The 14872-nt window shown below is 75.9% G+C and carries 14 protein-coding genes; 6 read left to right on the forward strand and 8 right to left on the reverse strand.

Annotated features, from left to right (window positions below; translation table 11 throughout):
• Positions 1 to 25: 25 nt before the first annotated feature.
• Together ftsL and rsmH are read right to left on the reverse strand one after the other, a co-directional pair.
• Positions 26 to 664: a cell division protein FtsL gene (ftsL, locus tag IE305_RS05365; protein WP_190128271.1), complete on the reverse strand. Its 639-nt coding sequence runs from the start codon at positions 662 to 664 to the stop codon at positions 26 to 28.
• Entirely contained in the window at positions 661 to 1620 is a 960-nt protein-coding gene (gene rsmH, locus IE305_RS05370; RefSeq protein ID WP_190128272.1) for a 16S rRNA (cytosine(1402)-N(4))-methyltransferase RsmH, read from the reverse strand. Before rsmH ends, ftsL begins: the two co-directional genes overlap by 4 nt.
• A 292-nt stretch (positions 1621 to 1912) precedes the next feature.
• Between rsmH and IE305_RS05375 the strand changes: the two genes are divergently transcribed.
• The 4 genes from IE305_RS05375 (at position 1913) to IE305_RS05390 (ending at position 7419) form a co-directional block, all read left to right on the forward strand.
• Complete coding sequence (locus tag IE305_RS05375) at positions 1913 to 2467, forward strand: beta-class carbonic anhydrase (RefSeq protein WP_190128273.1); 555 nt, start codon at positions 1913 to 1915, stop codon at positions 2465 to 2467.
• A 202-nt stretch (positions 2468 to 2669) separates the two neighbouring features.
• Positions 2670 to 3671 (forward strand): AAA family ATPase, encoded by a 1002-nt coding sequence (locus IE305_RS05380; protein ID WP_190128274.1) that lies wholly within the window; start codon positions 2670 to 2672, stop codon positions 3669 to 3671.
• Positions 3671 to 5035, forward strand: a complete 1365-nt coding sequence (locus IE305_RS05385) for a DUF58 domain-containing protein (protein WP_190128275.1) — start codon at positions 3671 to 3673, stop codon at positions 5033 to 5035. The genes IE305_RS05380 and IE305_RS05385 overlap by 1 nt, the downstream gene beginning before the upstream one ends.
• Positions 5032 to 7419: a transglutaminase TgpA family protein gene (locus IE305_RS05390; protein WP_190128276.1), complete on the forward strand. Its 2388-nt coding sequence runs from the start codon at positions 5032 to 5034 to the stop codon at positions 7417 to 7419. The genes IE305_RS05385 and IE305_RS05390 overlap by 4 nt, the downstream gene beginning before the upstream one ends.
• Positions 7420 to 7590: 171 nt before the next feature.
• Here the strand turns inward: IE305_RS05390 and IE305_RS05395 are convergent, their stop codons facing one another.
• Both IE305_RS05395 and IE305_RS05400 read right to left on the reverse strand, forming a co-directional pair.
• The gene (locus tag IE305_RS05395) at positions 7591 to 7992 is read right to left on the reverse strand and encodes an SCO2097 family morphological protein (protein WP_190128277.1); all 402 of its coding nucleotides are present in this window, start codon (positions 7990 to 7992) and stop codon (positions 7591 to 7593) included.
• A 268-nt stretch (positions 7993 to 8260) separates the two neighbouring features.
• On the reverse strand, positions 8261 to 9016 hold the full coding sequence (locus IE305_RS05400) for a methyltransferase (RefSeq protein WP_190128278.1): 756 nt from the start codon (positions 9014 to 9016) through the stop codon (positions 8261 to 8263).
• A gap of 137 nt (positions 9017 to 9153) precedes the next feature.
• Between IE305_RS05400 and IE305_RS05405 the strand changes: the two genes are divergently transcribed.
• Together IE305_RS05405 and IE305_RS05410 are read left to right on the forward strand one after the other, a co-directional pair.
• Positions 9154 to 9780, forward strand: a complete 627-nt coding sequence (locus IE305_RS05405; protein ID WP_190128279.1) for a TetR/AcrR family transcriptional regulator — start codon at positions 9154 to 9156, stop codon at positions 9778 to 9780.
• Between the two features lie 344 nt (positions 9781 to 10124).
• Entirely contained in the window at positions 10125 to 11627 is a 1503-nt protein-coding gene (locus IE305_RS05410) for a phytoene desaturase family protein (RefSeq protein WP_190128280.1), read from the forward strand.
• Between the two features lie 73 nt (positions 11628 to 11700).
• Here the strand turns inward: IE305_RS05410 and IE305_RS05415 are convergent, their stop codons facing one another.
• The 4 genes from IE305_RS05415 to IE305_RS05430 form a co-directional block, all read right to left on the reverse strand.
• Positions 11701 to 12636: a hypothetical protein gene (locus tag IE305_RS05415; RefSeq protein ID WP_190128281.1), complete on the reverse strand. Its 936-nt coding sequence runs from the start codon at positions 12634 to 12636 to the stop codon at positions 11701 to 11703.
• A 42-nt stretch (positions 12637 to 12678) separates the two neighbouring features.
• Positions 12679 to 13596, reverse strand: coding sequence for a methylenetetrahydrofolate reductase [NAD(P)H] (metF, locus tag IE305_RS05420; protein ID WP_190128282.1), 918 nt, complete (start codon positions 13594 to 13596; stop codon positions 12679 to 12681).
• Between the two features lie 123 nt (positions 13597 to 13719).
• Positions 13720 to 14394 (reverse strand): thiamine phosphate synthase, encoded by a 675-nt coding sequence (gene thiE, locus IE305_RS05425; protein ID WP_190128283.1) that lies wholly within the window; start codon positions 14392 to 14394, stop codon positions 13720 to 13722.
• 108 nt (positions 14395 to 14502) lie between these two features.
• On the reverse strand, positions 14503 to 14868 hold the full coding sequence (locus tag IE305_RS05430; RefSeq protein ID WP_190128284.1) for an Rv2175c family DNA-binding protein: 366 nt from the start codon (positions 14866 to 14868) through the stop codon (positions 14503 to 14505).
• Positions 14869 to 14872: the final 4 nt, after the last annotated feature.

The following is a 14872-nucleotide window of genomic DNA, read 5'->3' on the forward strand; positions in this document are numbered from 1 at the left end:
GGTCAGTGTGGTCCACGGGGGTTCCTCACCTGCCTGGCCGGTCGGAGGTCCCGCCCGCGGAAGGCAGCGGGACCGTCGGAAGGGGTGCTGCGGGTGCCGCCGGGCCGTGGTGGACGCGCGGGCCGGCGAGGGGGGCGGTACGGGCCGGGACGTACGCACCACCGGCGGGGAGCGCCGGGACGGGCGCGCCGGGGACGGGCGCGGGCACGCCGGCGGCGGGCGGTACGGCCAGGACGGGCGGCACCGCGACGGTACGGGGCGGCCGGGGCCGCGGGGCGACGAGGGCGGCGGGCTCGGCGGGGCCGTCGGAGCCGGCGGGGGCCGGGGAGCCGCTGACGCTGCCGTCGGGGTTGAGGAAGGCGGGGCTGCCGCCGGGGATCATGCCGAGCTCGCGGGCGCGCCGCTCCAGGGCGTCGGGGGCGGCGAGCCGGTCGACCTCCTGCTGGAGCTCCTGCTGCTCGTCCGTCAGCTCGGTGGTCTTGCGCTGGAGCCGGCTCAGCTCGAACGACCCCTGGTTCAGCGCGGAGTTGAGCAGCAGCAGCGAGATGAGCCCGGAGCCGAGCAGCACCACCACGAGCAGCACGAAGGGGGTGCGGCGGGCACCGCCCGGCCCGGCCGGCAGCAACCGGCCCAGCCGGGCCCCGCGGCGGGCCGGGGGCGTCACGGCACGTCCTCGCGGATGCGCTCGGCGGCACGCAGCCGGGCCGGCGCGGCGCGCCGGTTCTCGGCGATCTCCTCGTCGGTGGGCAGTTCGGCGCCGCGGGTGAGCAGCTTCAGCCGCGGCTGGTACTGCTCGGGCACCACGGGCAGGCCGGGCGGCGCGGTGCTGGTGGCACCGGCGGCGAAGACCTGCTTGACGATGCGGTCCTCCAGCGACTGGTACGACAACACGACGATCCGGCCTCCCACGGAGAGAGCGGCGACGGCGGCGGGAATGGCCCGCTCCACGCTGGCCAGCTCCCCGTTGACCTCGATGCGCAGGGCCTGGAAGGTGCGCTTGGCGGGGTTGCCGCCGTGGCGCTTGGCGGCCTGCGGCAGGGCGTCGCGGATGAGCTCGACGAGCCGGGCGCTGTTGGTGAAGGGCTCCTTCTCGCGCTCCCGCACGATGGCGGAGACGATCCGCTTGGCCTGCTTCTCCTCGCCGTAGGCGCGCAGGATGCGCACCAGCTCGCCGGGCGGGTACTCGTTGAGGACCTCGGCGGCGCTGACGCCGGTCGTCTGGTCCATGCGCATGTCGAGGGGGGCGTCCTGCGCGTAGGCGAAGCCGCGGCCGGCCTCGTCGAGCTGCATGGAGGAGACGCCGAGGTCGAACAGGACGCCCTGGACGCGCGGGATGCCCAGCCGCGCCAGCACGTCCGGCAGCTCGTGGTAGACGGCCTGGACCAGGGTGGCGCGGTCGCCGAACGGCGCCAGGCGCTCCCCGGCGAGCTTCAGCGCGGCCGGGTCGCGGTCGAGGGCGACCAGCCGGGCCTCGGGGAACCGCGTGAGCAGCGCCTCGCTGTGGCCGCCCAGGCCCAGGGTGCAGTCGACCACGACCGCTCCGGGCTCCGTCAGGGCGGGGGCGAGCATGTCCAGGCAGCGCTGGAGCATGACGGGGACGTGTCGCGCGTTGCTGCTCATGCGCCCTTCTGTCACGGCGGCCGGGTGCGGGCGGTGCGTACCGCCGGGTCCCCGCCCGCTCGAAGGGGAAGCGGCCGCCGGGCGTCGTGGTGGTGACGCGGGGCGACCGGAGAGCGGGAGGAGGCCGAGGGGCACGTACGCGTCGCGCACAGGGGGGTTCTTCGGTTCCAAGGGGAGCGTCACGCCTCCCACTTCGCGCCACTTTAGTGCACTCGTCCCCTCGGTCAACCAACCGGCCGGTGCGTCCCGCCGTCGGGTGCGTCGCGGCCGGTTGACGACTACCTTCATCCCTATGCCGATATCTGCACAGCAGCCGCAAGGTCCCAGTTCAGAGCAGCAGAGCACGGGCGGGGCGGTGATCGACCGCCTGGTGGCGGCGAACGCCGCGTACGCCGACGCGTTCACCGACCCGGGCATGGACGCGCGCCCGGTCCTCAAGGTCGCCGTGGTGGCGTGCATGGACGCCCGCCTGGACCTGCACGCCGCGCTCGGCCTGGAGCTGGGCGACTGCCACACCATCCGCAACGCCGGCGGCGTGGTCACCGACGACGTGATCCGTTCGCTCACCATCAGCCAGCGTGCGCTGGGCACCCGCTCCGTCGTGCTCATCCACCACACGGGCTGCGGTCTGCTCAACCTCACCGAGGACTTCCGGCACGAGATCGCCGAGGAGGTCGGCCAGCGCCCGGCCTGGGCCGTGGAGGCGTTCAAGGACCTCGACCAGGACGTGCGCCAGTCCATGGAGCGGGTGCGCACCTCGCCGTTCCTGCTGCACCGCGACGACGTGCGCGGGTTCGTCTTCGACGTGCACACGGGCCTGCTGCGCGAGATCGAACCGCACTCGTGACGGCGGCGGGGGCCGCCGCGCGGAGATCCGCGCACCCCGGGGGGTTTTCCACAGGGGGGTTTTCCACAGGCGGTGACGTCGTGCGGCGCACCCGGACAGAATGCGGTGGTGCGCCGCTCCCCCGCCGGGAGCGGCGGGCAGGCGAAGGGGTGGGCCGGTCCCTGGCGGACCACGGCCCTGCTGATGGGCCGAGGAGGGCCTGGTGACGACCTATGACGAACGAGCGGGGCTGAGCGCTCTGGCCGGGACCGCCGACCGCGTACGGCGGTCGGTGGAGTCGGTGATCGAGGGCAAGCCCGAGGTCGTCCGGCTGGCGCTGACCGTACTGCTGGCCGAGGGCCATCTGCTGATCGAGGACGTGCCGGGCGTGGGCAAGACCATGCTCGCCAAGGCGCTGGCGCGGTCGGTGGACTGCTCGGTGCGGCGCATCCAGTTCACGCCCGACCTGCTGCCCTCGGACATCACCGGCGTGAGCGTCTACGACCAGCAGCGCCGCGAGTTCGAGTTCAAGCCCGGGGCGATCTTCGCCCAGGTGGTGATCGGCGACGAGATCAACCGTGCCTCGCCGAAGACCCAGTCCGCGCTGCTGGAGTCCATGGAGGAGCGCCAGGTCACGGTCGACGGGCGCACGTACGAGCTGCCGGCCCCCTTCATGGTGGTGGCCACGCAGAACCCGGTGGAGATGGAGGGCACCTACCCCCTGCCGGAGGCCCAGCGCGACCGCTTCATGGCCCGGGTGTCGATGGGCTACCCCTCCCCCGAGGCGGAGCTGCGGATGCTGGACGTGCACGGCGGCCCGTCGCCGCTGGACGACCTCCAGCCCGTGGCGCACGCGCACGAGATCGTCAAGCTGGTGGAGGCGGTCCGCGCGGTGCACGTCGCCGAGCCCGTCCGGCGGTACGCGGTGGACGTGGTCGCCGCCACCCGGCACCACCCCGAGCTGGGCCTCGGCGCGTCCCCCCGCGCCACGCTGCACCTGGTGCGGGCGGCCCGGGCGGGGGCGGCGCTGGCCGGCCGCGAGTTCGTCCTGCCGGACGACGTGCGGGCCCTGGCGGTGCCGGTGCTGGCGCACCGGCTGATGCCCACGGCGCAGGCCCGGATGAACCGGCGGACCGCCGAGCAGATCGTCTTCGACATCCTGCAGCGCACCCCGGTGCCCGACCCGTACGCCCACAGCGGCCCGCCGGTCCCGGGGGGCCTGTGATGGCGTACGGCGCTCCGGCGGCGGAGGACTTCTCCGCGGGCGAGGACGGGGCGCGGGGCGGCCTGTGGGCCGCCCTCGGCGGGCTCACCACGCGCGGCCGCTCGTTCCTGGCGGCCGGCGCGGCCGCCGCGGCCTGCTCCTACGTGCTGGGCCAGGAGGACCTGCTGCGCGTGGGGCTGCTGCTGGCCCTGCTGCCGCTGGTGTGCGTGCTCGTGCTCTACGCCACCCGGCACCGCGTCACGGGCAGCAGGCTGCTGACCCCGGGCCGGGTGCCGGCCTCCGCGGAGGCCCATGTGGGCCTGCGCGTGCAGAACGTCTCCCGGCTGCCCACCGGCCTGCTGATGCTCCAGGACCGGGTGCCCTACCTGCTCGGGCCGCGCCCCCGCTTCGTGCTGGACCGCATCGAGCCGGGCGGGCACCGCGAGGTGTCCTACACGGTGCGGGCCGACCTGCGCGGCCGCTACGCGCTGGGGCCGCTCCAGCTGCGGCTGACGGACCCCTTCGGCATGTGCGAGCTGACCCGCGGCTTCGGCGCGCAGGACACGCTCACCGTGGTGCCGCGCGTCGACCCGCTGCCCGCCGTACGGCTGGGCGGCCAGGGCGCCGGGGAGGGCGACGGCCGGCTGCGCTCCCTCGCCCTGGCCGGCGAGGACGACATCATCCCCCGCGGCTACCGGCAGGGCGACGACCTGCGCCGCGTGCACTGGCGCTCCACCGCCCGGCACGGCCGGCTCATGGTGCGCCGCGAGGAGCAGCCCCGGCGCTCCCGCGCCACGGTGCTGCTCGACACCCGGGCCCTCGCCTACGCGGGCGCGGGCCCCGGCTCGCCCTTCGAATGGGCGGTGTCCGGCGCGGCCTCGGTGACCGCGCACCTACTGGGGCGCGGCTTCGCCACCCGCGTGGTGACCGACGCCGGCCCCCTTACCGCCTCCCACAGCCCCTCCGACGCCCTGGACCCGGTGCTGGAGGACCTGGCGGTACTGGACCACTCGTTCAACGACACCCTGGCGGGCGCCCAGCAGGCACTCGCCGCGGCCCCGGAGGGCCTGCTCGTGGCCTTCTTCGGCGACCTCGACGAACACCAGGCGCTGCTGGCGAGCCGCATGCGGCCGCGCGGCGGCACCGCCATCGCGTTCCTGCTCGACGGCCCCGCCTGGATGGGCGCGCCACCCGGCGCCTGGGCCGCGGCGGCCGCCGCCCGGCTGCGCGAGGCCGGCTGGACGGCGCTCCCGGTGCCGCCGGGGGTGGCGCTGCCGGACCTGTGGCGCTGGGCGGCGGCCCCCGAGGGCACGATGACGCCCGGCGCGGCCGGGCGTGTCGCGGAGCCGGCGGCCGGCGTGCCGGGGGACGGGGTGGTCCGGTGAGCGGGCGTACGCGTCTTTCCGTGTGCGGGGTGCTGGCCACCCTGGGAGCGGCCTGCGCCATGGTGCCGCTCGTCGACAAAACGACCTGGCTGCTCCAGGCCGCGCTGCTGCTGGCCGTCCAGGCCGCCGTCGGCGTCGTGGCGCGGCGCGTACCGCTCGCCGTCTGGCTGACGGTGCTGCTCCAGGCCCTGACCGGGCTGCTGCTGCTCACCGTCGTCTTCGCCCGCGCCCAGGCGATCGGCGGGCTGCTGCCGGGCCCGGACGTCCTGCACGAGTTCGCGCAGCTCGTGGCCGAGGGCACGGACGACGTCGGGCGGTACGCCGCCCCCGCCCCCGCCACCACGGCCATACGGCTGCTGCTGGTCGGCGGGGTGCTGCTGGTGGGCCTGGTGGTCGACGTCGTCGCCGTCACGTTCCGCGGCGCCGCCCCGGCGGGCCTGCCGCTGCTCGCGCTGTACTCGGTGGGGGCCGGGCTGGCCCAGGGCCGCACCGACTGGCTGTGGTTCCTGACGGCCGCCGCGGGCTACCTGCTGCTGCTCCTCGCCGAGGGCCGCGACCGGCTCTCCCGCTGGGGCCGCGTCTTCGGCGGCGGGCAGGGCCCGGCCGGGGGCGCCGCCGTCCTGGCACCCGGGCAGGGCCCCGCGGTGGCGCCCGTCCGCACGGGCCGCCGCATCGGCGTGCTCGTGCTGGGCCTCGCCCTGGCCGCCCCGCTGGTGCTGCCGTCCATCGACGGCGGCCTGCTGCGGCCCCGCACCCCGGGCAAGGGCGAGGGCGCCGGCGGCGGCACCATCTCGGCGGTCAACCCGCTGGTGTCGCTCCAGAACAACCTCAACCAGCCGCAGAACCGCGAGGTGATGCGCTACCGCACCTCCGCCGGCTCCCCGCAGGACCTGTACCTGCGCATCGTCGCCCTCGACCGGTTCGACGGTTCGTCATGGCGGGCCTCGGACCGGAAGATCACCGATGTGCCCGTGCCGCTGCCCGCGCCGGCCGGCCTGGCGCCCGGCGCGGTCCGCACCGAGGAGGCCATCACGTCCGTCGCCGCGGCGGACGGCTACGCGCAGAACTACCTGCCGATGCCCTACCCCGCGCAGAGCGTGCGCGTGGAGGGGCGCTGGCGGTACGAGCCGGAGGGCCGCACGCTCGTCGGCGACCACGGGCAGACCACGCGCGGCGCCCGCTACCAGGTCACCAGCCTGGTCGTGGAGCCCACGGCGGCCCAGCTCGCGGCCGCCCCCGCCCCGCCCGAGAAGGTGCTGCGCGAGTACACGCAGGTGCCCTCCACGGTGCCGCCGGTCGTGGCGGACACGGCGCGCAAGGTCACCGCGGGCGCGGCGAACCCGTACGAGCAGGCGGTGAAGCTCCAGGACTGGTTCGCCGTCGGCGGCGGCTTCCGCTACGACACGGAGGTCGGTTCCGGCAGCGGCAGCAACGCCATCGCCCGTTTCCTGGAGGAGAAGCGCGGCTTCTGCGTCCACTTCTCCTTCTCCATGGCGGCGATGGCCCGCACCCTGGGCATCCCGGCCCGCGTGGCCGTCGGCTTCACACCGGGCACCCCGCAGTCGGACGGCTCGGTGTCGGTGGGCTCCAAGGACGCGCACGCCTGGCCCGAGCTGTACTTCGAGGGCGCCGGCTGGACGCGGTTCGAGCCGACCCCCAGCCGGGGCACGCAGCCCGACTACACGCTCGCGCCGGGCCCCGCCCCCGACGACCCGGCGGCGCCCTCGCCGCGGCCCAGCCGCTCGGCGGCGCCCCGCCCGGCACCGTCCACCGGCTCCGGCTGCCCGGCGGAGCTCCGCAAGAGCGGCGGCTGCGGGAAGCACACGCCGCAGGCCCAGGCGCCCGCCCGGGCCGACGGCCCCTCACCGCTGCTGGTGACCGGCATCGCCGCGGGCGCGCTGGCCGTGCTGGCGCTGCCGCTGCTGCCGCTGGCGTGGCGGACCCGCGTCCGGGCCCGCCGGCTCGCGCCCGGCGCGGGCGTACCGGCGGCCTGGCAGGAGCTGACCGACACGGCCTGGGACTACGGCATACCGCCCGACGGGTCCCGGACCCCCAGGATGGCCGCGGCCCGCATCACGGCCGCGGGCGCCCTCCAGGGCGCCGCGGCGGACGCGGTGACGCGCCTGGCGACCGCCGTGGAACAGGACCTGTACGCCCCGGGCCCCGCTCAGGCGCCCGTGCAGGGCCTGGCGGAGGACGTGACGCTGGTCCGTACCGGCCTCCGCGCGGCGGCCGGCCGCCCGGCCCGGCTCCGCGCCCTGCTGGCCCCGGCCTCGCTCCGCCGGCGGCTGTCCGCCTGGGGCACCGCCTGGACGGCCGCGCGCGCCCGGGCCGTCACCCGGGTGCGGAGCTCCGTGCCGCGCCGCGGGAAGCCGGACGCGTAGGGCCGCGTACGGACACATGGGCGGCGCCGCCGCGGCGGGAACGACGGGCCCCGCGCCCGTGGCTCCCGCCGCGGCCCGTACGCAAGCGGAAACGGCCGTGGGGCCAGGACGCCGGTCCTGGCCCCACGGCCGTCTGCTCGGTGTGAAGTGCCTCGGTGCGAAGTGCCGGGCTCAGTGGCCCTGTTCGTCGCGGCGGCGCTGCCAGCGCTGCTCGATGCGGTCCATCATGCTGCGTCGCCGGCCGCCCATGGGGTGGCGGCCCAGGCCGCCGGGGCCCACGGGGCCGCGCTGCACTCCGGGACGCGGCGCCTTGCGCCACGCCGTGACCGCGAGGACCGCGCAGGCCAGCATCACGAGGAAGCCGGCGACGCCGATCCAGACGCGCTGGGCGACCATTCCGGCCATGAGGAGCGCGATGCCCACCAGAAAACCCGCGACCGCCTGGTAGACCCGTCGCCGGGTGTACGTGCGCAGGCCGCTGCCCTCGAGCGCTGTCGCGAACTTGGGGTCTTCGGCGTACAGCGCTCGCTCCATCTGCTCGAGCATGCGCTGCTCGTGCTCCGAGAGCGGCACGGAGTCCTCCTACTCGTCGGTCGCGAGGGGCGACCGGGTGCGACCCTTTCAGGATAGGCAGGGAATCGCCCCCGTGAAACCCGCCCCTCTGCGCCAATTCGACCACCGGCCCCGGCGCGCGACCGGTTCCGTCGGGACGTACATTCCCTGCTCGCCGAACGACCATGCCGGACGGTGTCCCCCGATCATACGGGGCGAACGGCCTGATCGGGTGGCCTCCGCACCGGCCGCGCGGAGGGCGCGGCGGGCGGCTCCCCCGGGTCCGTGCTCAGTCGCGCTCGGCGAGCACGTGCAGCTGGGTGGCGACGGAGTGGAACGCCGGCAGTTCGGCGGCGGAGAGCTCCAGCTTCAGCAGGGCGTCCAGCGCACCCGGCTCCGTGTCGACCAGCACGCCCGGCACCAGGTCGGCGAAGACCCGGACGCCGTGCACGGCGGACACCTCCAGGCCGGCGCCCGTGACCAGGCCCGACAGCTGCTCGGCGGTGAAGCGGCGGGTGACGGGGTCGCCGGGGCCCCAGTGGCCCGACGGGTCGGTCAGGGCCTGCCGGGCCTCCGTGAAGCGGCCGGACAGGGCACGGGCCAGTACCGCGCCGCCCAGGCCGGCCGCGAGCAGGCTGAGCGTGCCGGCGGGCCGCAGCGCGGCCGCCGCGTTGCGGACGCTGTCGGCCGGCTCGTCGACGTACTCCAGGACGTCGTGGCACAGCACCAGGTCGTAGCCGCCGCGTTCGGCCACGTCGAACAGCCCGTCCGCGTCGCCCTGCAGGCCGCGCACCCGGTCGGCGACGCCCGCCTCGGCGGCGCGGCGCTCCAGCGCGAACAGCGCGTTGGGGCTGGGGTCGACGACGGTGACGCGGTGGCCGAGCCGGGCCAGCGGCACGGCGAACTTGCCCGAGCCGCCGCCGGTGTCGAGTACGTCCAGTGCGTCCCTGCCCGCGGCCTTGACCCGGCGGCCGAGGGCGTCCCGGAGGACCTCCCAGACCACGGCGGTACGGAGGGACGCCCGGGGGCGCAGGGGGTCGGACACGGCGGGTGGCTCCTCGGTGCGCTGGGACGTCGGCGCCCCCAGCCTAGTGCGGCCCCGCGCACGCGGCCCGCACCCGGCCCGCGGCCGGGCCCCCATCCGGTCACACGAACACGCCGGGTACAGGGAGAATCACTCTCATGGACAGCAGCAGCACGCGACGGCGGAACACGCGGCGCAAGCTCTTCGACGCGGCGGTCACCCTCATCGCCGAACAGGGCTTCTCCTCCACGACGGTGGACGAGATCGCCGAGCGCGCCGGGGTGGCCAAGGGCACGGTCTACTACAACTTCGCCAGCAAGACCGAGCTGTTCGAGGAGCTGCTGCGCGACGGCGTGGAGCTGCTGACCGACGCGTTGCGGGCGGCGGCCGGGGAGACGGCCGAGCGCGGCGGGAACGGTGCGGAGGCGCTGGACGGGATGATCCGGGCGGGGCTGGACTTCATCACCCGCTACCCGTCGCTGGCGCAGCTGTACGTGGCGGAGCTGTGGCGCACCAACCGGGCCTGGCGGCCCACGCTGACGCGGGCGCGGCAGCAGGCGGTCGCGGTGATCGAGGAGGTGCTGCGGGACGCGGTGGCGGCGGGCGAGCTGGGGGACGACGTGGACGTGCCGCTGACGGCGTCGGCGCTGTTCGGGATGGTGCTGGTGGCGGCGCTGGACTGGCGGTCCTTCCAGCCGGACCGGTCCGTGGAGGAGGTGCACGCGGCGCTGTCGCGGCTGGTGCGCGGCCGGACCGTCGGCGGTGCGGAGGCCGCCGCGCGGTGACGGCGGCGGGCGGGCGCCGTGCGGCGCGGGCCCCGACGTCCCCCGCCGGCCCGCGCCGCACGGCGCTCCTCGTCCCCCGCTTCCCCCAACACCCCACCGGGGATTCCCCGGTGTGTGTCCCCCCGTCGTTCCCCCCGGGCTCCGTGGAGCCCCCGTCCCCCCGGTCGTGTCAGGGCCGCCGCGCCGTTCCGCCGCCCCGTATCGGCGGTGCCGGCACCGGCGTCCCCTTCACGTCCCCCACTCTTCCGTGCGGGCCGGGTCCGCCCCATCCGCGCGGCTACTCATCTGCCGCCCTGAGTACGGGTACTCAGCCGCCCCGTACGGGTGCGGCTAGAGTCGTGCGCATGGCACGGATTGCGGTGATCGGCGCAGGAATGGGCGCGATGGCAGCCGCCGCCCGGCTCGCCGTCGCGGGCCACCGGGTGGCGGTGTACGAGCGCTCCCGGACCCACGGCGGAGGGGTCGGGCGGCTGGCGCGGGAGGGGTTCGCCTTCGACACCGGGCCGGGGCTGCTGCACCTGCCGGCGGTCCACCGCGACCTGTTCGTAAAGACGGGCAAGCGGCCGCTGGAGCAGTGCGTGGAGATGACGCAGGTCGACCCGGCCGTGCGGCACGTCTTCGCGGACGGCACGGACGTGGCGCTGCCCAACGCCTCGCGGGCCGGCGTCGTGGCGGCGCTGGACGCGGCCGCCGGGCCCGGCGCCGGCGAGCGGTGGAGCGACCTGGTCAACCGGGGCCGGGAGGTGTGGGACGCCACGCGCCGCCCGCTGCTGGAGGAACCGCTGCGCGAGGACGGCGTGGAGCGCCTGCGCCGGGACCCGTACCCGGGTGCCGCGCGACGGGGCCTGTTCCGGCGGGCCGCGCCGCGGACCCTGGAGGCCGTGGCGGCACGGGAGTTGAAGGACCCGCGACTGGTGGCGCTGCTGGAGAGCCACGCGCTGGCGTACGGCCTGGACCCGCGTGTGGCACCGGCGAGCGCGACGGTGCTGCCGTACATGGAGCAGACCTTCGGGAGCTGGTACGTGCGCGGGGGCCTGCGGGCCCTCGCATACGCGCTGTACGAGCGGTGCCTGGAGCGGCGGGTCGAGTTCTTCTTCGGTGCCGAGGCCGTGGGCGTGGTGGAGAAGGACGGCCGCGCGGCGGGGCTGCGGCTGGCGGACGGCGACACGGCCGGGGCGGACCTCGTCGTGGCCGGGGTCTCCCCCGGCCGGCTGGCCGCGCTCGCGCCGGGCGCGACGGGCCCGTCGGCGGTGCCGGTGCCGCCGGGCCGGGTGAGCGTGCTGCTGGCGCTGTCGGGGGCGCGGCCGGAGGGCACCGTGCACCGCACGGTGGTGCATGGCGACCGGCTGGCGGAGCTGGACGCCGTGTTCGGCACGGGAGCGCCCGGTACGGGCTCCTACCGGCCGACGGTGACGGTACTGCGCCCCGACGATCCCACGACGCGCCCGGACGACGCGCACGAGGCGGTGACGCTCACCGCGACGGTGGCGCCGCACGGCCGGGTGGACTGGGCGGACGACGGCGTGGCCGCGGAGTTCGCGGAGCGCATGGTGCGGGCCGCCGCGGCGGCGGTGCCGGGGCTGCCGGAGCGGGTGCTGTGGCGGGAGGTGCGCACCCCGGCGCACACCGAGGCGGAGACCGGCGCGGAGGGCGGCGGCGTGCCGGCGCCGGTGCTGGCCGGTGCGGGCGGCGCGTACCTGCGGCCCGCCAACACCACGCGCATGCCCGGCTTGTACCTGGTGGGCGGTTTCTCCCACCCCGGGGGCGGGCTGGCGCACGCCGGGATGTCGGGCGCGCTGGTCGCCGGACTGGTCGTGGAGGGCGCGGACTTCCGCGGCTCGCAGTGAGCCGGTGACCTTCCGGTGAACGACACGAGGGGCCGGCCGCCCTGCTGGGCGGCCAGCCCCTCGTACGTCCGCGTCAGTAGCGGCGCTGCTGGTCGTCGTAGCCCTGGCCGGGCAACTGCTGCGGCGGGTACGGCTGCTGGCCGGGCTGGTCGGTGTCGCGCTGCTGCGGCACCCAGATACCGCCGGGCGGGGTGTCCGTGTCGTAGCGGTGCGGCGCGTACGGGTCGGTGCTCGCCCAGGCGCCGTTGCCGCCGTACTGCTGCGGGGCGGCGGGCTGCTGCTGCCGGCCGTACGGGTCGTAGGTCTCGTAGGACGGCGGCCGGTTGCCGATGTAGGGGTCGGAGTAGGCCGCGTACTGGCCCTGGCCGTGGCCGTAGTCGTCGTAGGGCGCGGCGTAGCCCTGGGCGGGAGTGCCGGCGGGCATGCCGTACGGGTCGTGGGCGGGGAAGCCGGGGTCCGTGGCCGGGGCGGCGGCCCGGTCCTCGTCGCTCAGCGGCTGCTGGGGCACGCCGGGTGCGGGGCCGTCGGCGGAGAGGGCGGCCAGGGCGTCCGGGCCGGAGACCGGGAGGGTGGCGTCGGCGGCGGGCGGCGGGGGCGTGGCCGGGCGGTCGCCGCCCTTGCGGCGGCGCCCCGAGGAGCGCGGCCCGGCAGCGGGCGCACTGCTCTTCGCGCCGCTCTTGCCGCCCTTGCCGCCCCGGCCGGCGCGCCTGCCGCGGCCGCCCTGCGTCGCGTCCGGCGCCTCCTCGGCGTCCGGCTTGCGGCGCAGCGCCCAGCCGCGGGAGAAGCCGCGGCGGAAGGAGAGCGTGACGAAGGTCTGGCCGACGCCGAAGGCGAGCGTGCCGGCGACGATGACGGCCACCGAGGGGATGACGACGCCCGCGACGACGCCGAGGAAGCCGGCGAAGGCCAGCAGCCGCCAGCGCAGCCGCGCCTTGTACTGCAGGAGGACCTCGCCGAGCAGCCACAGCGCGACGACGGCGAACGCGATGTAGAGGACCGTCCAGCCCATTAACGCCCCTCTCGTCCGGCCGCCGGTCCGCCGGCCGGTTTTTCAGGACCGCTGGTGCAGCCCCAGGTTCTCGTAGATTTCCAGTGTCGCCGTGGAGTGGTTCAGGGTGATGAAGTGCAGCCCCGGAGCATCCTCGGCCATCAACCGGGCACACAGGTCCGTTGCGTACTCGATCCCGACCGAGCGTACAGCGGCCGGGTCGTCCTTCACCGCGAGGATCCGCTCGGCCAGCTCCGGGGGGAACGCCGCGTTGCTGAGCTGTGCGAATCGTTCGATCTGACGCACATTGGTGACCGGCATGATTTCCGGAATGATCGGTGTGGTGCAACCCGCCGCCGCGACCCGGTCGCGCAGCCGCAGGTAGTCCTCGGCGTGGAAGAACATCTGGGTGATGGCGAAGTCGGCGCCGGCCCGGCACTTGTCGACGAAGTGGCGCACGTCCGTCTCCCAGTCCGTGGAGCGCGGGTGCATCTCGGGGAAGGCCGCCACGCCCACGCAGAAGTCGCCGGACTCCTTGATGAGGCGCACCAGCTCGGCCGCGTAGAGCACGCCCTCGGGGTGCCGCACCCACTCCCCCATGGGGTCGCCGGGCGGGTCGCCGCGCAGCGCCAGCATGTTGCGGATGCCGACGTCGGCGTACTGCCCGATGACGTTGCGCAGCTCGGCCACCGAGTGGTTGACGGCGGTGAGGTGCGCGACGGGCGTGAGGGTGGTGTCGGTGGCGATGCGTTCGGTCGCGCGGACGGTGCCCTCGCGGGAGGAGCCGCCGGCGCCGTAGGTCACGGAGACGAAGGTGGGGCCGACGGCCTCGATCCGCCGGATGGCGTTCCAGAGCGTCCGCTCGCCTTTTTCCGACCGGGGGGCGGCGAATTCGAAGGAGTACGAACGCTCGCCCGAGGCGAGCAGTTCACGCACCGTGCGCGCGTGGTCCGTCCTGGTTGACGCGGTACCAAGGGCCATATCGGCAGTTAACCAGCGCCGGTGTGGGCCCTCCAACCGGTTCGGGGTTTTGCCCCTTTCACCCGTGAAAGAGTGCGCTCGCGTCTCATTTCCTGGACACCGGCGGCGGGCGGCCGGGCCGGGTCAGACGGCGGCCGGGGCCGGTACGTCGTCGTACGCGCGGACGCGGCGGGCCAGGTCGGCCGCGGCGGCGGCCGGGTCGTCGGCCTCGGTGATCGCCCGGACCACGACGACGCGCCGGGCGCCGGCCTCCAGCACCTGCTCGACGTTGGCCGCGTCGATGCCGCCGATGGCGAACCAGGGCCGCGCGGGCCGCAGCGAGGCGGCGTACCGCACAAGGGAGAGGCCGGGGGCGGGCCGGCCGGGCTTGGTGGGGGTGGGCCAGCAGGGGCCGGTGCAGAAGTAGTCGGTGCCGGGCTCGGCGACGGCGGCGTCGACCTCGGCCTCGGCGTGCGTGGAACGGCCGATGATCACGTCCGGGCCGAGGATCGCGCGGGCGGCGGGCACCGGCAGGTCGCCCTGGCCCAGGTGCAGCACGTGCGAGCGGGCGGCGTGCGCGACGTCGGCGCGGTCGTTGACGGCGAGGAGCCGGCCGTGGCGGCGGGCGGCCTCGGCGAAGACGGCGAGGTGCTCCAGCTCCTCGGCGGCCTCCATGCCCTTCTGGCGCAGCTGGACGACGTCCACGCCGGCGGCCAGCACGGCGTCCAGGAACTCGGGCAGATCACCCTGCCGCGTCCGCGCATCGGTGCACAGGTACAGCCGGGCGTCGGCCAGCCGCTCGCGCGCGGTCTCGGGCATCGGGTTCTCCCCCCGGGTCGGGTGGTGCACGGGCGGGGCCCCGCGGCGTGCGGGGCCCCGCCCGTGGCACCGGAAACGGTGTGTCGGCGGACGGTACGGGCCGGACGGTCAGACGGCGAGCGCCTGGGCGCGCCGCTTCACCTCCGTACCGCGATTCTCACGCAGCGCCTCCGCGGGGGTGCCCGGCAGGGTCGGGTCGGGCGTGAACAGCCACTCCAGCATCTCCTCGTCGCTGAAGCCGTCGTCCCGCAGCAGCGTCAGGGTCCCCGCCAGGCCCTTGACGACCTTGCCCTCGCCGATGAAGGCGGCGGGCACCATGAGCACTCGGTTCTCGCCACGGCGGACGGCGATCAGCTGGCCCTCCTTGACCAGCTGCCGGACGCGCGTCACCTCGACGCCGAGCATCTCGGCGATGTCGGGGAGGTTGAGCCAGGCGGGGACGAGAGCATCGATCTTTGCGTCAATCTCGGTCACGGGA

Origin of the sequence: Streptomyces mashuensis (genome assembly GCF_014654785.1) — a bacterium.
GTDB classification, from domain to species: Bacteria; Actinomycetota; Actinomycetes; order Streptomycetales; family Streptomycetaceae; genus Streptomyces; species Streptomyces mashuensis.

What these genes read in the sequence shown, in the direction of transcription:
- rsmH (WP_190128272.1), bottom strand. Translation starts at nt 1,620, where the DNA reads ATGAGCAGCAACGCGCGACACGTCCCCGTCATGCTCCAGCGCTGCCTG.
- IE305_RS05375 (WP_190128273.1), top strand. Translation starts at nt 1,913, where the DNA reads ATGCCGATATCTGCACAGCAGCCGCAAGGTCCCAGTTCAGAGCAGCAG.
- IE305_RS05385 (WP_190128275.1), top strand. Translation starts at nt 3,671, where the DNA reads ATGGCGTACGGCGCTCCGGCGGCGGAGGACTTCTCCGCGGGCGAGGAC.
- IE305_RS05405 (WP_190128279.1), top strand. Translation starts at nt 9,154, where the DNA reads ATGGACAGCAGCAGCACGCGACGGCGGAACACGCGGCGCAAGCTCTTC.
- IE305_RS05410 (WP_190128280.1), top strand. Translation starts at nt 10,125, where the DNA reads ATGGCACGGATTGCGGTGATCGGCGCAGGAATGGGCGCGATGGCAGCC.
- IE305_RS05415 (WP_190128281.1), bottom strand. Translation starts at nt 12,636, where the DNA reads ATGGGCTGGACGGTCCTCTACATCGCGTTCGCCGTCGTCGCGCTGTGG.
- metF (WP_190128282.1), bottom strand. Translation starts at nt 13,596, where the DNA reads ATGGCCCTTGGTACCGCGTCAACCAGGACGGACCACGCGCGCACGGTG.
- thiE (WP_190128283.1), bottom strand. Translation starts at nt 14,394, where the DNA reads ATGCCCGAGACCGCGCGCGAGCGGCTGGCCGACGCCCGGCTGTACCTG.